Annotated in this window: 15 protein-coding genes; 7 read left to right on the forward strand and 8 right to left on the reverse strand. The window is 71.4% G+C overall.

What is annotated here, in order from left to right; all coding sequences use genetic code 11:
* Positions 1-53 precede the first annotated feature (53 nt).
* The 6 genes from ACYVP9_RS10725 to ACYVP9_RS10750 form a co-directional block, all read right to left on the reverse strand.
* A complete protein-coding gene (locus ACYVP9_RS10725; protein WP_460604793.1) occupies positions 54-638 on the reverse strand; it encodes a hypothetical protein in 585 nt (194 codons plus the stop codon).
* A 5-nt stretch (positions 639-643) separates the two neighbouring features.
* Complete coding sequence (locus ACYVP9_RS10730) at positions 644-1159, reverse strand: helix-turn-helix domain-containing protein (RefSeq protein ID WP_460604794.1); 516 nt, start codon at positions 1157-1159, stop codon at positions 644-646.
* 69 nt (positions 1160-1228) lie between these two features.
* Entirely contained in the window at positions 1229-3916 is a 2688-nt protein-coding gene (locus ACYVP9_RS10735; RefSeq protein WP_460604795.1) for a S8 family peptidase, read from the reverse strand.
* A 606-nt stretch (positions 3917-4522) separates the two neighbouring features.
* Positions 4523-5002 carry an SRPBCC family protein gene (locus ACYVP9_RS10740; RefSeq protein ID WP_460604796.1) on the reverse strand — a complete coding sequence of 160 codons (480 nt, stop codon included), beginning with the start codon at positions 5000-5002 and terminating at the stop codon, positions 4523-4525.
* Positions 4999-5352 (reverse strand): ArsR/SmtB family transcription factor, encoded by a 354-nt coding sequence (locus ACYVP9_RS10745; RefSeq protein WP_460604797.1) that lies wholly within the window; start codon positions 5350-5352, stop codon positions 4999-5001. The genes ACYVP9_RS10740 and ACYVP9_RS10745 overlap by 4 nt, the downstream gene beginning before the upstream one ends.
* Positions 5353-5411: 59 nt before the next feature.
* Positions 5412-5735, reverse strand: a complete 324-nt coding sequence (locus ACYVP9_RS10750; RefSeq protein ID WP_460605065.1) for a DMT family transporter — start codon at positions 5733-5735, stop codon at positions 5412-5414.
* 472 nt (positions 5736-6207) lie between these two features.
* On the opposite strand from ACYVP9_RS10750, the gene helR reads away from it, so the two are divergent.
* Positions 6208-8343, forward strand: a complete 2136-nt coding sequence (gene helR / locus ACYVP9_RS10755; protein WP_460605066.1) for an RNA polymerase recycling motor ATPase HelR — start codon at positions 6208-6210, stop codon at positions 8341-8343.
* Positions 8344-8346: 3 nt separating this feature from the next.
* On the opposite strand, the gene ACYVP9_RS10760 is transcribed toward helR, so the two are convergent.
* On the reverse strand, positions 8347-9723 hold the full coding sequence (locus tag ACYVP9_RS10760; protein WP_460604798.1) for a hypothetical protein: 1377 nt from the start codon (positions 9721-9723) through the stop codon (positions 8347-8349).
* A gap of 135 nt (positions 9724-9858) precedes the next feature.
* On the opposite strand from ACYVP9_RS10760, the gene ACYVP9_RS10765 reads away from it, so the two are divergent.
* From ACYVP9_RS10765 to ACYVP9_RS10780, 4 genes are all read left to right on the forward strand, one after another.
* On the forward strand, positions 9859-10371 hold the full coding sequence (locus ACYVP9_RS10765) for a SigE family RNA polymerase sigma factor (RefSeq protein WP_460604799.1): 513 nt from the start codon (positions 9859-9861) through the stop codon (positions 10369-10371).
* Positions 10364-10927 (forward strand): hypothetical protein, encoded by a 564-nt coding sequence (locus ACYVP9_RS10770; protein ID WP_460604800.1) that lies wholly within the window; start codon positions 10364-10366, stop codon positions 10925-10927. The genes ACYVP9_RS10765 and ACYVP9_RS10770 overlap by 8 nt, the downstream gene beginning before the upstream one ends.
* Before the next feature lie 117 nt (positions 10928-11044).
* On the forward strand, positions 11045-13750 hold the full coding sequence (locus ACYVP9_RS10775; protein ID WP_460604801.1) for an ATP-binding protein: 2706 nt from the start codon (positions 11045-11047) through the stop codon (positions 13748-13750).
* Positions 13751-13945: 195 nt separating this feature from the next.
* Positions 13946-14656, forward strand: coding sequence for an alpha/beta fold hydrolase (locus ACYVP9_RS10780; RefSeq protein WP_460604802.1), 711 nt, complete (start codon positions 13946-13948; stop codon positions 14654-14656).
* Positions 14657-14725: 69 nt separating this feature from the next.
* On the opposite strand, the gene ACYVP9_RS10785 is transcribed toward ACYVP9_RS10780, so the two are convergent.
* On the reverse strand, positions 14726-15265 hold the full coding sequence (locus tag ACYVP9_RS10785) for a TetR/AcrR family transcriptional regulator (protein WP_460604803.1): 540 nt from the start codon (positions 15263-15265) through the stop codon (positions 14726-14728).
* 89 nt (positions 15266-15354) lie between these two features.
* On the opposite strand from ACYVP9_RS10785, the gene ACYVP9_RS10790 reads away from it, so the two are divergent.
* On the forward strand, positions 15355-16278 hold the full coding sequence (locus ACYVP9_RS10790) for an LLM class flavin-dependent oxidoreductase (RefSeq protein WP_460604804.1): 924 nt from the start codon (positions 15355-15357) through the stop codon (positions 16276-16278).
* Positions 16275-17588, forward strand: coding sequence for an FAD-binding oxidoreductase (locus ACYVP9_RS10795; RefSeq protein ID WP_460604805.1), 1314 nt, complete (start codon positions 16275-16277; stop codon positions 17586-17588). The genes ACYVP9_RS10790 and ACYVP9_RS10795 overlap by 4 nt, the downstream gene beginning before the upstream one ends.
* The last annotated feature ends 85 nt before the right edge of the window (positions 17589-17673 follow it).

Genomic DNA, 17673 nt, shown 5'->3' on the forward strand with positions numbered 1-17673 from the left:
GGACGGCGACGCCCCGCCCGGGTTCCGGGCGGGGCGTCGATCGTGCGGACGGGTCAGCTGGTGGAGCCGGCGCGCTTCGTCGCGGTCTTGCGCGCGGTGGTCTTCTTCGCGGCCGGACGCGTGGCCGCGCTCTTGCGGGCCGTGGTGGTCGACTTCGCGGCCGGCTTCGAGGCGGGCTTCGAAGCGGGCTTGCTCGCGGCCTTGCGCGGCGCGGGCTTGCGGGCCGGCTTGGCGCCCAGGCCAGTGGCCGACTGGACCGGCTTGACGACGTACTCCTGGACGGTCTCGACGACCGTCTCGAGCACGGTCTCGGAGACCTCGAGGGCCTTCGCGAAGCGCGGGTCCTTGCGCAGCTCGGCCAGGACGGCCTCGACGCGGTCCTGCGCCGCGGCCTGGTAGCTCTTGGCCTGCTCGAGGTACGGCTCGACGGCCGACTTGATGGCGTCGACGTTGATGGCCTTCTCGGCCTGGTCGCGGACGTCCTTCGCCACCTCGGTGGCCTTGTCGGCGAACTGCTGGACGTTGCCGTTGAGGTCGTTCAGCTGCGCCTGCGCGGTGCTGAGCGTCGAGTCGAGCGCCTTGCGGCCCTCGGCGACGGCGGTGTCGGCGTAACCCTTGATGTCACCGGTGATGGACATGCTGTTCACTCCCCTGCGTGGGCCGCGGCGCGTGTCCGCGGCGTCGATTGGCTGGTGGCGGTGGGTGCCGTGCGCAGCGGCGGCGCTGCGGCGGGCTGCTGTGCCAGATCGTCGGCGGCCTGCTCGGCCTCGTCCGCCCGGCGCTGGGCGTTCTCGCGCCGGAACGACTCGTAGATGTCGAGCAGCACCTGCTTCTGCCGCTCGCCGAGCTCCTCGTCGCCGAGGACCGCGGCCACGAGTTCCTGGTTGCCCTGGCGGTACTCCAGGAACCCGGCCCGCACGTAGAGCTGCTCGGCCGAGATGCGCAGGCCCTTGGCGATCTGCTGCAGGATCTCGGCGCTGGGCTTGCGCAGGCCGCGCTCGATCTGGGACAGGTACGGGTTGGACACCCCCGCCAACCGGGCCAGCTGCCGCAACGACACCTGACCCTGTTGACGTTGTTCGCGGATGAACTCCCCGATGGTCGCCGCGCCCCGCTTGGCCTGCTGGACGGCTTGTTCCTTCGGACCTTCCGCAATCACGTGTTCGAGTGTGACTGAGTATTGCTAGCTATTGCAAGCAGACAGCTAGCGACCTTGGTCACGTGCCGATCACGCCAAGAACCGTGCGAGGTTCCCAACGAACCCGTCCCAACTGCTGCCGCGGTATTGCTCTGCGAGCCAGTTGATGTCCATCACGATGGCGATCTTCCCGCGTCCGGTGACGTCGTCTGGCCCGAACGCCGCGATGGCAGCCAGCGTCGGGTCGCCGGTGTCCGCCACAATGTTGGCGTCCGGGACACCCGTGAGCGATCCGGACGATGCCAAAGTCACAGAATTGACGGCATTGGGTGAGCTCGCCAGACCGAACACGTCGCGTATTGCGGGCGTATTGGTGCCCCCGCTCGCGTGCGACACCGTCGCGTTCGGCACCAGGTCGTTGATGATGGAGATGGACGACTGGTCGACCGTGCAACAGCCCCACTCGCCTGTCAGGTACACCGAGTGGCCGGCGCGGATGTACCCCTCGACGTTCGACTGCTGCTCGGGCGTCATCGCATCGGTGTCGACGTACCAGACCTGCCCGAAGCCGCGCAGGTCGTCCGGCAGTTGCACCGACGTCGCGACGCGGTAACCCCTCGCCTCGAGGGCGGCGGTCAGATCCCCGAGGTCGGTGCCGTTCCCGCTGCTGGTCCGGTCACCACCTCCGGCGATGAGGATGTCGGCGCTGCCCGCCCTGGTGCCGCGCGCACATTCGACCGCCGCGCGCGCGTCGACGACGGGAAGTGATCCCGTGAAGGGAATGAGAGGGGAGACCCGGGCCGCACCCGCCGTGGCCGGAGCGCTGCCGCGGCGCGACACCGTCGGGCTGCCTTCCCCGGCTGTCGAGACGATACAACTTCCCACGTCGGCCGCGGAGATGGAGTTGCCCGCAGCGAAGGCCAGGGCAGCTACGCCAGCAACCATCGGCGCAGCCATCGATGTCCCCGTGTCCGGCTTGTAGTCCGAACACGTCGACCACCCGAAGAGCCCGCATTTCCTGGGCACCGTCGATATGGGGCCGCCAGCTCCGCCCGCGATACCGACACCGACGCCGCCGGGGGCGGCGACCTCCACACCGGCGCCGAAGTTGGAGTAGGACGCGAGCGACCCATCCGAGTTCGAAGCCGCCACCGTGATCACGTTCGGCAGGGTCCAGTCGGCACCCCACGGGCTCGCCGGTCCGACAGCGCAGTTGTTGCCCGCCGAAATGGTCCAGACGATGTTGCGTCCAACGGGACCGTTGAACAACTGGCGGAACTGTCCCGCGGACTGCTTGGTGAGATCGTTCGTCGCGTCTGAGATCGACTGGGTCGAGCAGTACCGCTGCTTGGTCTGCAGGTTGTAGCCGAGGGACATGTTGACGACGGACACGCCCGATTTCGCCATTCGGTAGGCCGCGGCGAGGACATGCTTGTCCGACGTCCCGGAGAGGCCGGACGACGTGATGGGGCAACCCCAGGAGACCCCGACGACTCCCTTGCCGTTCGCCGCGGCACATGCGAGACCGGCCACGTGCGTCGCGTGCATTGCAGGGGCTGCGTTTCCGAGCCTCTGCGCCACGTTCAGATCTTCATGATCGAAGACGGTCCCTGCATCCAGGATGCCGACGGGTGTGCTGTTACCGGTGCTGAGGCCCCATGCCTGCTGGGCGCGCATCTGATCGAACGGCCAGGTGACCGCCTTGCCGTCGTCGTCCCAGTCTCCAGGGGGCGCCTGCTGTATGCCGGCTGTGTCGAACGTCGAGCGTGTCACCGACGACACCGCGGGGCGACTCCGGAGGTCGGCGGCGACGGCGTCGAGGTCCGCAGGCGGCTGAGTCCATCGAAGTTCGAAGATGCCCAGCTCGCCGAGACCCCCACTCACGACAGCGCCAACATCTGCGGCGAGCGCAACGGCGTCCGCTTCGGAGCCTGGGTTCTGGGGCGACCCGAGAGTCACGATGAGCTCGTCTCCAAGCGCCCGCACGCCCGCGGGAAGAGTGGTCGCGGCCGCCACCCGATCGGTGGACGGCGCGGTGAAGTCGCTTGTCGACGGAGTCGCGGACGCAAGAGGCGTGACATGCACCCCGAGCGTGAGCCTGAAGTGGATCTCGCATGCGTTCTCGTAGCAACCGGAACCGTCGACCAGCAGGGAGCGGTCGCCCTCGGTTGCGTCGGTCGTAGCACTCACTGCGAGGGCTCCGGCTGGGCGCGTGACGACAGATACGTCGTTCTTCGTAACAGTGGCGGCTTCACTGAGCGTCGTCACCACGCCACCGAGATCGACGACCGCTTCCGAGCCGGCGACGACGTCGACGCTCCTGGCGATGGCCTGCCGTGCTCCGGCGACGACGGCGCGCCCCGGCGTTGCGACCGCACCTGCGCCGTGGAAGGCGTCGGACACGGCGCGGAGCCGCACGATGCCGGTGGCAAAGCTCCTGACGAAGACAGCCGCGCCGCGAACGTTCTGGCGGGCACTCGCCACCGTGCGCCACGATCCGTCGACCAACGACTGGAGACGGACGACGCGATCGCGACGTGCAGGCGTGAACGAACTGACCACCGACACCGGCTTGTCCGGCTCCGTCCACGACACCGCGGTGAGGGCGCCCGACTGCTTGCGGCCGACGATGGTCCTGGAGTGCGTGGTGACCTGGGCGTAGCGCGTGGTCTTCCGACCCTTCTTGACGGCGACAGCGGGCGCGCGGAAGCGCCAGACGGCCGGCGTGGCCCCTGCTGTAATCGCTGCGCGATAGGCGCCGCGGGACGTGGACCGCACAACCGCGGCCCGCTTCCAACCCCGGCCGGCTCGCCGTTCCAGAACGACTGGCCGTCGGATGCTGGTCGCCAGGCGACCCGAAAGGGCGACACGTTCACGCGTTATCGGTGCAGCCGGAGTCACGACGAAGGACGGTGCGGCTGCCGTTGTGCGCGACCTCGGGGCCGACGGAGCAGTTCGTGCCGCACCGGGCGTTGCGGCCCTCGCGGCCACTCCGATGAGATCGATCGACGCCAGGCACGCCACGGAAAGGATGACAGTCAGCGCACGGAAGAACCTTCGACGAAAGTGCACTGTTGCCGCCCACCCTCACTTCAGCGCATCAGTAACCCTCCTGGTCCGCATTTGGAAACCAGGATCGTGCAACCTCTGCGACAACCACCCATGACGACCGATGCCACCCAGACATCAATGCCGGTCAGACAAGCTGATGCGGCAGATCGCGGAATTTATAGCAGCGTCTGGTGACGCGTGGCGGGCAAAGATCAAACGTGGGGCAATATTCGTGAATGTCGGGTCACGCAAAGGGAACCGCCATATCGAGCACTGATGCGCAAAGAGGACGACAATTAGCCCCCGAGCCCATGGCGTTCCGCGTCCAGCCGGCTAATGGGCGCTCAGGAGTGCCTGGAGGCGCGAAAACCACAGGGGGTAGCCCTGCTCGCTACCAACGGCGTCATGGAGCGACTCCCAGCCCGGGCCGTGCCGGTCGATGTGCCGGTGCTCGAGCTCGACCCGCGTGCCGCGATCGCCGTCGGCGACGAAACGCACCTCGACCTCGCTGGTGAGGTCGGGATCGGTCTCGAGCTGCCAGGTGGGACCGATGTCCCACGAGAACACGACCCGGTGCGGCGGCTCCCAGGCCAGCACGCGCGCCCAGCGGCACTCGCTGCCGTCGGGGGCGCGATCGAGCACGTGCCCGCCGACCCGCGGCTCGAACACGGACTCGACGACGGGCGCGCCGAGCAGGTTGTGCTCCGGAGGCTTGACGTCACCGAACCGACCGGTGAAGGCGGCGAAGGCCTCCTCCGGAGGCACGGGAACGACGACGTGGCGCCGTACGGTGATGTCGGTCGAGTGGGTCATGTGTCCTCCCCGGACGGGTCGTCGGACGGTTCTGACACGGATGTGTCAGTGGCGAGCGAGGCCTCGAAGGCGCCGAGGGTGCGGCGCCAGAACGTGTCGAGCTGGTCGCGGAAGGCCGCCACGGCGGCGGGTTGCAGGCGGTAGACGTTGCGCGTGCCGACGGCGTCGTCGGCGACGACACCCGCCGCCTTGAGCACGGCGAGGTGCTGCGAGACGGCCGGCCGGCTGATGGGCAGCTGTGCCGCCAGCTCTCCCACGGCCGAGGGTCGACGCGCCAGCGCCTCGAAGATCGCCCGGCGCGACGGGTCGGCGAGCACCCGCCAGACCTCGTCCGCTTCGTCAGTCGTCACGAACGGAAAATTGCCACTAACCGATACATACGTCAAGACCCGACGCTGAGACGAACGTGTCAGTGCGCGTCGCCGCTGAGCTGCAGCCCGATGACCCCGAGGATCACGAGCACCGCGGCCGCGATTTTCAGCACGGAGGTGTCCTCGTTCAGCCAGATCATGCCGACGACGACGGTGCCGGTGGCGCCGATGCCCGTCCAGACCGCGTAGGCCGGTCCGACCTCGAGGGTGCGCAGCGACAGCGTGAGCATGCCGAAGCTGGCGAGGGCGAAGATCGCGAAAAGGATCGTGGGCACGAGACGCGAGAAGCCGTTGCTCAACTTCAGGCAGACGGCGAAACCCGTCTCGAGGAATCCTGCGAGTACGACGAGCAACCAGGCCACGGTGTCCTCCGGAGGGGCGACGGCAGCGACGGCGGGGCTCACCGTCGCCGATGACCATCCTCGCGCAGCGGCGCCGACCGCAGCCGGGCAACCACGGAACCGGGGGTGCCGGGCGCTCCGCCCCCCGCCCGAGTCGCCCGGCACCCGTCGGTCGCGCCGGTGTCGGTCGCCCCGCTGTTCGACCCCCCGTCGAGCAGCTCGGCGTGCCGGGCCCGGCGCGGGTCCGCCACCGGCGCTCGCGCGGGGCCGGTGTGCGGTCAACCTACTGGACGATCACCTCGCCGCGCGGACGACGCTCTCGCACGCGTCACGCGGCACCTGATTCGTCGCGACGGCCGCGGCGAGGTACTCACGGCGGGCCGGGACGGAGCGGTTCCCTGCTCCCACTTCAACGTATAGCGGCCCTGGGGGCTTGCGGCAAGACCCGGGTGACGGCGCACCATCTCCCGCCGTGACCTCCTGCCGTACCACGATCGCCGCCGCCACCACTCCCGTCTTCGCCCTGCCGGATCGACTCGCCGCCAAGGCCGACCCCGCCCTGACCGACGCGGACGAGCGCCACTTCACGGTCCTCGCCCGTGCCCTCGACGCCGCCGTCGCCGCCGCGGGGGCCGAACTCGCGTCGGCGCTGCGCGAGGCCGGCCGCGGTGGTCAGGGCGCGCTGGAGCGTGACCAGCGCATCCATCGGCTGACGACACGGTTACGGGTGCTGCGCCGCTTCGGCGTGGACGCCTGCCTCGGCCGCACGACCGGTGTCGACGGGACGACCACCTACATCGGCCGGTTCGGCCTCGGCGGCGCGACCGAGGGCGAGCGCCTGCTCGTCGACTGGCGTACGCCGGCGGCCGAGCCGTTCTTCGCCGCGACCGCGGTCGACGCGCGCGGGCTCGCGAGCCGGCGGCGCTACCGCTGGAGCGACGGCCGCGTCGTCGACTACTGGGACGAGGTGTTCGACGACGACCGCGTCGCCGACGGATCGGGCGCCACCCTGGACGACCGCTCGGCGTTCGTCGCGAGCCTGGGGAGCGCGCGCACCGCGCGCATGCGCGACGTGCTCGCCACCATCGCGGCCGACCAGGACGCGGCCGTCCGCGCCGACTCGCGGGGGACGCTCGTCGTCGACGGCGGTCCGGGCACCGGCAAGACCGTCGTCGCCCTGCACCGCGCGGCCTACCTGCTGCACGCCGACCCGCGCCTGCGCGACGGTCGCGGACGGGTGCTGGTGATCGGGCCGAGCCGTCCGTACCTCGACTACGTCGCCGACGTGCTGCCCGGGCTGGGCGAGGAGTCCGTCCGCCTCTGCACGCTCACCGACCTCGTCCCCGAGGGCGCCGTCGCGGACGCCGAGCCGGACGCGGAGGTCGCGCGGCTCAAGGCGTCGGGACGCCTGGTGACCGGCATCGAGGCGGCCGTGGCGCTCTACGAGGAACCGCCGACACGCGGGTTGGAGGTTCCTACCGGCGCAGCGTCGCTGCGCATCACCCCGGGCGATTGGCGGGAGGCGTTCGCCGCTGCCGCGGGGACGGCACACAACGAGGCCCGTCCGGTGATCGTCGACGAACTCGTCGCGCTGCTCCGCGACCGGTACGAGGACCAGTGGGACGACCAGGCAGAACGCGCTGTTCGCACCGACCGGGGGATGCTGGGCGAGCTCGAGCGCAGCTGGCCCGTCGTGCCGGCCGCCGACCTGGTCGGCGATCTCTGGTCGGTTCCCGCGTATTTGCGCAGATGTGCGCCATACCTGTCCCGTGACCAGGTCGCACTGTTGCAGCGGGACGACCCGCAGGCGTGGACGACGTCCGACCTGCCGTTGCTCGACGCCGCCCGGCGACGCCTCGGCGACCCGGACGCCGACCGCAAGCGCCGCGCGCTCGATCGTGAGACGGCGCAGCGGCGTGCCCGCTTCGACGACGTCGTCGCCGACCTCGTCCGCTCCGACGACTCGGAACTCATGGTCATGTCGATGCTGCGGCGCGACGACCTGGCCGACGCGCTCGTCGACGACGGCCGTGGCCCGGACGTCGACTCCCTCGCCGGGCCGTTCGCGCACGTCGTCGTCGACGAGGCGCAGGAGCTCACCGACGCCGAGTGGCAGATGGTGCTCGGACGCTGCCCGTCCCGCAGTCTCACCGTCGTCGGCGACCGCGCGCAGGCCCGGCACGGGTTCACGCAGACGTGGGAGCAGCGGCTCGCGGCCGTCGGGGTGCTGGCGGTCCGGACGGCCTCGCTCACCGTGAACTACCGGACGCCGGCCGAGGTCATGGCGGTGGCCGAGCCGGTGATCCGGGCCGTTCTCCCGGACGCGAACGTGCCGACCTCGGTGCGGCGCAGCGGCGTGCCGGTGCGGCACGGGCGCGCCGACGAGCGGGACGCGGTGCTGGCGGCGTGGGAGACGGGCCACGCGGCCGGGATCGCCTGTGTCATAGGCGATCCGGAGTTCGAGCCGCGGCCGCGCGTGCGGTCGCTGACGCCCGAACTGGCCAAGGGGCTCGAGTTCGACCTGGTCGTGCTCGTGCGGCCGGACCGGTTCGGTCGGGGCGTCACCGGCGCGGTCGACCGCTACGTCGCCATGACCCGGGCGACCGGCGAGCTGGTGGTGCTGGCGTGACCGTCAGCGGCTGCGCAGCACGTCCTTCCACGTACGCGCAACCAGGGCGACCAGCTGCTTCGGGGCCTCAGGTGCACCCTTGACCGCCCTGCTGACGAAGGGGATGAACGTCTCGGGCGTGGCCTGACCGACCGCCACGGCGGCGGGTCGGCCGTACTCACCTGGGATCCGGGCCTGCACGTTCGTCGTGCGGTAGGGGCGCGGCAGACCACCCAACGCGGTCAGCACCGCGCGCAACTGCGCAGTCGTGATGTCGGAGCGCACCGTGAGGTTGCCGAACGACGATCGGGGAGCGAGTTCGAGCCCGACGACTCCGGCCAGGTCCGCGACGGCGCGGTAGGCGGTACGAAGCGGGGCCGTGTCGTCGCTGCGCAGTTCGAAGACCGCATCGGTCGGGTAGTCGTAGAGCTCCACGTCGCGGCGCAGCTCGACGGTTGTCCAGCGCAGGCGCGGCAGGAGAGCAAGGGCCCGGTCGAGCCCGGCGCGGTCGCGGACGACGACGCCGTACGCCGACGTCTCGACGACGCCCGGCACCGTCTGCAACGCCTCGACCCGACGCCGTACGTCGCGGTCGCCGAGGTCCTTCGAGAACTCGCCCGCCTCCGCCCGGAACCGTCCCCAGCCGAGCAGCAGCCGGTCGAACTCGGAGCGGTCGACCAGCTTCGGCACCCGCTCGGCCGGCACCGTCCCAGGCAGGTTGACAGAGGCGTCGCACGGGCTGCTCGTGCAGTCGAGCCAGCCCGTGGTGCCGGGGTACTCCTGCTGCAGGCCGGCGAACGTCCCGGCGGCGTTGGTGTCGAGCGCGAAGCCGAGCTTGGCGGACGCCGTCCACTGGACACCGACCGTGCGGTCGCTCGACTCGACCGACTCCGTCCGCCGCCCTTCGAGCGGGTCGAACTGCACCGCGTAGTCGACCGCCAGGGCGCCGACCTCGTCGGCCGGTGCCGTCACCACGGCTCGGCTGCCGACCGTCGAGTGGTACGCCGGCCGACGGGCGGTCGCCCGGCCGTCCCGCCGCAACCACAGGGCGCGCCGCAGGTCGACGTTCTCGGCGTCGGTGAGACCCGGGTACACGGACGCGTGGAAGCCGTCGACGTCGACCTCGAGCGACGGGGTGTCGATACTGCTGCCCAGGTCGTCGTCGAGGTCGTGCACGAGCGCCCACACGCGGTCGTCCGCAAGCCCGCGGTCGACCGTGAAACGCAGGTACTTCCCCTGCGACGGGTCGTCGTAGGACACGAGCGCCGCCGACGCGACGTGGTCCTGCTCGCGCACGGTGGCGAGCGCGTCCGCGTCGTCGTCGGGACGCTCGCACGCGACGGTCACGGACGCGACGACGCCCACCAGGGCGGTCGCGGCGGCGGTGCGGATCGGGCGCATGCTCCCGTTCTAACCGCTACTGGGGGCGGGTGCGAGCCGGCCGGACGGGGACCGGTTCCCTCCCCGCGGCAGGTGCTGACAACCTGGCGGGCGCGGCCGGCGTTCTTTCCACCGTGACGACGACGGAGCCCGACGATGATCTCGAGACGTGACCGCGCGGAGTTCGACGCGTTCGTGCGGCGGTCCGGCGACCGGTTGGTGCGCACCGCGTACCTGCTGTGCGGCGACCACGGACACGCGGAGGACCTCACGCAGACCGCGTTGATGCGGACGGCCCGCCACTGGCGTACGGCGCACTCCAACCCGGATGCGTACGCCCGCCAGGTGGTGGCCAACCTGGTCAAGGACCACTGGCGCGGGCGCGGCCGACGGCCGTCCGAGGCGCCGTTGGACACCGGGCCGGAACCGGCGGCCAGGAACGGCACGGACGCCGTGCTCGACCGGGACGTCCTCGTGCGTGCCGCCCGGCGGTTGCCGCCGGGCCAGCGTGCGGTCGTGGTCCTGCGGTTCTTCGACGACCTGTCCGTCGAGGACACCGCGGCCGCGCTCGGGTGTTCGACCGGCACCGTCAAGTCACAGACCAAGCGCGCCCTGGACTCCCTCAGGGCCGTACTCGACACCACCCAGGAGCCTGCCCGTGTTGACTGACGACGATCTGACCCGCGCCCTGTCCGCCGCCTTCGAGGACGAGACGGACGGCCTCACCTACACCGGACGCCGCCGTCCGCCGATCGGCGCCGTGGCGGTCGCCGTTCCCGCCGCTGCCGGTCTCGCCGGCGTCGCGGTGCTGACGTCCCTCGCCGTGAGCGGCGGTCCCACGACCACCGACCGTGCCGCGGGACCGACCCTCACCGGCGGGCCGTCCGTCACCCGTTCCACGTCCGGAGCGGTGTCCTCGTCACCCGTGCTGGTGAATCGCAGTTTCGTGCTGGCCGGCCGGACCTTCCACTACCGCGCCGCGCCGGGGGCGCCCGATCCCGTCCGCCTCGACAGCGACGCGACCCTGCCCTCGGACGCGCAGCAGCTGCCGGCCTCGCCCGACCGGCTCGGGCAGGCGTGGCTCGGCACCGACCCCGCCTCCGGCGACAACGCCGTGTACGTGAAGGTCGAGACCCGCAACTCCGGACGGCTGTTCGCCGTCATCAGCCCGGTGTGGAGCAAGGCGCAGCTGCGCGAGTTCCTGGAGACCGGCACCGTTCGCTGAGCTGTCCCCGCTGCCCACCTCGGGTGAACCCAGCGTTCCTACTGCGAGGCCCCCTACCCTGACGGCGCCGTGGTCGTCGCTGATCGCGCGACAGCCGACAGGGTGGGGGGTGCGGGGATGACGTCAGCGGGCGTGCTCGGTCGCGACGCCGAAGCGGAGGTGCTCGATCGGCTCTGTCACGACGTCCGGCACCGTGGGAGTGCCGTCCTCATCCGTGGTGAGGCGGGAATCGGCAAGTCTGCTCTGGTACGTCTCGGGCGCGACGCCGCGGCGGAGCGCGGCCTGCGCGTGTTGAGCGCCACCGGCGTCGAGGGCGAGATGGCCCTGCCGTTCGCCGGCCTCCACCAGCTGATCCGACCGATGCTGGGTGGCCTTGCCACGCTGCCCGCCCCGCAGCTGCGCGCGTTGATGGCGGCGTTCGGCATGACCGACGAAGCTGCGCCGGAGCTCTTCCTGATCGGGCTGGCGGCGCTGAACCTGCTGAGCGACAGCGCGGCGGAGCACCCGCTCGCGTTGGCGATCGACGACGCACACTGGTTGGACCGGCCCAGCGTCGACGTCCTCGGCTTCATGTCCCGGCGCCTGGAGTCCGAGGCGATCGTCATGATGGTGGCCCAGCGCGACGACGTCCCGCCGGTACTCACCGGCCCGTCGGTGCACGAGATGCAGCTGCAACGCCTCGACCGCCACGTCGCCGAACAGCTGCTCGCACGCCGCGCACCACAGCTCGGTGCGACGGACCGAAGTCGGCTGCTGGACGTGGCCGCGGGCAATCCGCTCGCGCTGACCGAGTTGCCCCTCGAAGGCGCGTACGGCGAGTCCGCACCCCCGTCCCTGACCGCACGGCTCGAGCGCGCCTTCGCGGCCCGGCTCCCCGCACTGCCCGAGGTGACGCAGGACCTGCTGCTCGTCGCCGCGCTGGACGACGACGGCAACCCGGGAGACGCGCTGCGGGCCGCGGCTGCGCTCCGCGGCGAAGACGTGTCCGAGGACGCCGTGGTCGCGGCGGTGGAGTCCGGACTGGTCACCGTGGTCGGCGGGAAGCTCGAGTTCCGTCACCCGCTCGTCCGCCACGCGATCCGCCAGCGGGCCACCTTGCCGCACCTGCAGCGGGCACATCTCGCTCTCGCGCGAACGCTGCGGGACCCGTATCGGCAGGTCTGGCATCGGGCCGCCGCAGCCGACGGTCCGGACGAGGAGCTGGCCACCCGGTTGGAGGAAGCCGGTGCACGCGTGCGGCACCGCGGGGGCGTGGCAGCGGCACAGGCGGCGCTCGCGAGCGCCGCCCGGCTGAGCGCGGACCCGGAGGCACGGAGCCGGCGCTATCTGCTGGCGGCCGAACGTGCTTTCGAGTGGGGAAGGCCCGACGTCGTCGACCGCCTCCTGCAGGAGACTGCCGCCCTCGACGTCCCCGCCCTCGACCGAACCCGGATGAAGGTCATCCGCGACAACTTCGACGAGGGCCTGCAGGGCGCAGGCACCAGGAGGTTGACCGAGGCAGCTGCCGCGGCCGCCGACGGCGGCCGCCCCGATCAGGCGCTGCTGTTCCTGCAGGCCGCATCGCTGCGCTGCATGTGGGCCGACGCCAGCGCGCCGACACGCGCGCGCGTGGCCGAGGTCGTCGACGAGGTACTCGACCCCGACGACCCCCTCACGCTCGAGTGCATCGGCTACGTACTGCCGTTCGAACGCGGGGCGACCGTTCTCGAACGCCTCCGTGCCCGCGCCACCGGGCCCCTGGACCCGGCGCGGACCCGTGCCGCCGGGTTCGCCGCGAGCGTTGCGGGGGACATGCCGCTCGCCGTCGAGCTGCTGACCTCTGCCGTGCCGGGCCTGCGGGCCGGCGGAGAGCTCGGGGTGCTGTCCCGGGTCCTCATGGTGCAGGCATGGAGCGCGCTCAACGTCGGACGGTTCGACCTCGCCGCGACCGCAGCCGACGAGGCCGGCAGGCTCGCCGCCGACACCGAGCAGCCGCTGGTGCGGGCCATCACGCTGGTCGTGCAGTCGGTCGTGTCCGCGATGCGCAGCACAGCGACCGTCGACGCCACCAGCGAGGACCTCCTCGACGAAGCGTCCCGGCTGGGGATCCAGCTCCAGTCGAACGGTGTCCTGTCGGTGGTGCAGGTGGCGCGCGGCGCCATCTCGCTCAACACGGGTCGCCACCACGAGGCCTGGGAGGAACTGCTCCGGATCGCCGACCCCGCCGATCCCGCCTACCACGCCGTGGTGCACACCTACACGGTCGGCGACCTCGTGGAGGCCGCCGTCCACAGCGGACGGCGAGCCGACGCCGAGCAGGTCCTGGCCGCGCTCGAGCCGATCGCGGAGGTCACGCCTTCTCCCCTGCTCCACATCGGGATGCGGTACGGCCGAGCGCTGCTGGCCCCTGACGACGAGGCCGAGCAGCTGTTCGCGTCGGCACTGGCCACGGACCTGAGCGCGTGGCCGTTCGCCCGCGCACGGCTGCAACTCGCGTACGGCGCCTGGCTGCGCAGGCACAGACGGGGCGCCGAATCGCGGGCGCCGCTCCGGGCCGCTCGCGACACCTTCGACGCGCTCGGTGCCGTCGCCTGGGGTGACCGGTCGCGACAGGAACTGCGTGCCTCCGGAGAGCAGAGCAGACCGCGTGACGCCGACGCCAGAGAACACCTGAGTCCGCAGGAGCTGCTCATCGCCCAACTGGCCGCGGAGGGTCTCACCAACCGCGAGATCGGCGCGCGGCTCTACCTCTCGCACCGCACGGTCGGCACGCACCTGCACCGCGTCTTCCCCAAGCTGGGAATCACCTCGCGTGCCGCCCTGCGGGACGCCCTCGACCGCTGACCTCACCGGAGCACGCCGGAGCACACCGGGCCGGAGCACCGTCGGCCCGACCGTCATGTGACGTATGCGGGCGGCGCCCGTCCCTTCCTAGGTTCGGACTCGTCAGCGCGGGACGGCCGAACCGGTCCCCCGTCGCTGCGATCACCGGACACTCACCCCGCGGACCCGGTCTGCGGCGACGGAAGGAAAGCCACCATGAGCACCACCGATCACGCGATCACGAACGTCGTCCTCGTCCACGGCGCGTTCGCGGACGGCTCCGGCTGGCGCGGCGTGTACGACGAACTGACCGCCCGCGGTTACCGGGTAACGATCGTGCAGATCCCCCTCACCTCACTCGCGGACGATGTCGCTGCGACGATCCGGGTCCTCGACCGGCAGGACGGGCCGACCATCGTGGTGGGGCACTCGTGGGGCGGCACGGTCGTGACCGAGGCCGGGACGCACCCGAACGTGGCCGGGCTGGTCTACGTCGCGGCGCTCGCGCCCGACTCCGGTCAGACCACCGCCGAGCAGTACGACGGCTTCGACGCCACGCCGGAGTTCGTCATCGATGTCGGCGACGACGGCTACGGCTTCCTCGACGCCGAGAAGTTCCAGTCCGGATTCGCCGCCGACGCCGACGATGCCGAGGCGGCGTTCATGCGCGACTCGCAGGTCCCCATCAACATGTCGGTGTTCGCGAGTGCGGTGACGACCGCCGCGTGGCGCAGCAAGCCGTCGTGGGCGGTCATCGCCACCGAGGACAAGGCGTTCGACCGGGCGATGCTCGAGCACATGGCGCAGCGCGCCGGCGCCAAGATCACCACGGTGCCGGGGAGCCACGCGGTGTACCTGACCCAGGCCACCGTCGTCGCGGGCGTGATCGTCGACGCCGCCGAACACGCCCTCGTCAGCGCGTCCTGAGACCACCGTCGCCGATCCCGGCCGGCTCTCGCGACTCGCGCGAGCCGGCCGGGACCCCCGAGGACACGTTCAGCGGTCCGCCCGCAGCCCGTCGAGAAAGATCTCGAGCGACCGTCGCCACCAGCCACCGCCCAGCCGGACGGCCTGCGCGTTGAGCCAGATGAGCCGGTCGAGGTCGTCGGCGGCGAAGTCCGCCCGCAGCGTGCCGTCTGCCTTAGCAGCGTCCATGAGAGGAGCGGCCTGCGCGACTGCTCGGGTCGTGACCTCACGCAAGGCGCTCGACCGCGGGTGGCGACGCGCGACGATCGCGTTGAACGTGGGATCTGCCGCCTGCGTCGCGCCCAACGCGAGCACGTAGCTCGCGAACTGCTCCCACGGCGTCGCGCCGACGATGCCCGCGACCGCGGTGGAGAGCTTCTCGGCCGCGACGTCGGCGAGTACCTCGTCGATCAGACCATCGCGGCTGCCGAAGCGGTGGTAGATCGTCCCCGGGCTCACGCCCGCGCGCCGCGCGATGTCCTCCAACGGAGCGTCGATCCCGTGCTCGGCGAAGGCGTCGACGGCGGCACCGCGTATCCGCTCCGCATTGCGTCGCGCGTCGGCTCTCACCGTCGGCGTCCTCCTCCGAATAGGTTGACGGACCCTCAAGTTACAGTGGTCGTCAGAACTTGAGGCTACGTCAAGATAGGGAGGGTCCCGTGACCGACTACGGACGCGAGGTCCGCTTCGGACTCAGCATCGACCCGGGGGTGGACGGCCTCGACACGGCGTTCGCACTGGCTCGGCGGGCCGACGGCCTCGGCCTGGACCTGTTGGCCGTTCAGGATCACGCGTATCAGCCGTCGCACCTCGACACGTGGACCCTGCTCACCTACCTGTCGGCGGCGACCGAACGCATCTCGGTCGTTACGGACGTCGCCGACCTGCAGCTCCGGCCACCCGCGATGCTCGCCAAGGCCGCGTCCTCCCTGTCCCTGCTGAACGGTGGTCGCCTTCAGCTCGGCGTGGGCGGTGGCCCGTTCCCGGACGCCATTGCCGGTATGGGCGCCCCGCACCGCGAGCCGCCGGCCATGGTGACCTACGCCGATGCGGCTGTCGAGATCCTGATCGAGGCGCTGCGCGGAGGGCCGACCCGGGCAGGCAACCACGAGCACAGCGTCGACTACGTCGCCGGACCGGCGGCGCCGAGCCGCCCGCAGGTCTGGCTGGGGGCGCAGAAGAACCGCATGCTCGAGCTGGTGGGTCGCAGGGCACAGGGCTGGATCTCCCCGCTCAACATCTACGTGCCGGCAGCGGACGTCCCCGCGAAGCAGGAACGCATCGACCGTGCCGCCCGCGCCGTCGGGCGCGACCCCGCGGACATCGCACGGATCTGGAACGTCATCGGCACCATCGCAGGCGACGACCAGCGAACCGGCCACGGCCGCGTCGGCCTCGTCGGCGGTGCCTCGACCTGGGCCGACTTCCTGGCCGACGCCGTGGTCGAGCTGGGCTTCGACACCTTCATCTTCTGGCCGGTGAGCAGCCCGACCCGGACGGACGAGCAGCAGCTCGAGGTCTTCGCGACCGAGGTGGTACCCACCGTCCGCCGGCGCGTCGCGGACCTCCGGAGCGCCCGATGACGACGCCGATCGGTGATCCGACCCTGCTCGGATCCGTCAGGACCGTCACCCCCGAGGACGCCGCCTATCAACTCCTCCGCTCCACCTACACGACCCGTCACTCGCCGGCCCGGATCCTCCTGCCGCGCTCGGTCGACGAGGTCTCCCGGGCGGTCCGGCATGCCGCGGCGACACACCTGCCCGTCTCCGTCCGGAGCGGCGGCCACGGCCTCGACGGCCGCTCCTCCAACGACGGGGGCATCGTCGTCGACCTCGGCGCCATGAACTCCGTCTCGCTGCTCGAGGTCGGTTCGATTTCCCAACCCCCTCTCGTGCGTGTCGGGGCGGGTGCCCGGTGGGCGCACGTCGCTTCCGCGCTGGCGCCGCACGAGCTCGCGATCAGCTCCGGTGACCACGGCAACGTCGGCGTCGGTGGGCTCGCCACTGCCGGTGGCGTCGGCTGGCTGGTACGCGCCTACGGCCTCACCGTCGACCACGTTCGTGCCGCCACCGTCGTCCTGCCGTCGGGAGAGGTCGTCCGTGCCGACGAGTCCGAGCCCGACCTGCTGTGGGCGGTGCGCGGCGCGGGGTCGTTCGTCGGCGTCGTCACCGACCTCGACATCGAACCCATGCGGCTGCCGGCCGTCCAGGTCGGCCAGATCGCGCTCGAGCTCGATGACGACGGGGCCGCTCTACGACGCTGGTCGGCGTTCATGCACAGCGCACCCCGCGAGCTCACCATGAGCGGCATCGTCGCCGCGTCGGGTCGCCAGCTCGTGCTCGTCCTGACAGCCGTCTTCGCCGGCGACGACCCACGCAGTGCAGGCGACGCCCTGGCACCACTGCTCGGCCGACGCGGCGTGCACACCGGCAGCATCGACTACGCGCGCTACTCCGATCTCGTCCCCCGTGGCCACGTGCACGCCAACGTCGGTCAGCAACCTGCGACGACCACGAACGCGCTGCTGAAGCGGCTCGACGCCGGTTCGGCGCGCGCGGTGATCGAGGCGGCGAAGCACCCCGCGCGACCCTTCCTCCAGGTGCGAGCCATCGGCGGCGCCGCCAACGACATCGGCCGTGACGCCACCGCGTTCGCCCATCGCGAGGCGGAGGTGCTGGTCACCGCGACCGTGTTCCCGCCGCAGGACCGGCGCACGCTCGAGAACGCGGTCAGGTCACTGCGACGTCACGCCGTCGGTTCCTACCGCAACTTCGAGAGCCACCCGTCCGACGACACCTTCCGGCGAGCGTTTCCGGGAACCACCGGAGAGCGGGTTCGGCGCCTGGCGCAGCGTTACGACCCCGACGGCGTTCTCTTCCGCACCGGGTGAGCGGCCGGTTCCTTCGGCCGCCCGTCCGGCCGGTTCCTTCGGCCGCGCGGCGGTCGTAGGGTCCGGAGCAGCCGTCCGCCAGCCG

The organism is Jatrophihabitans fulvus (assembly GCF_054781375.1).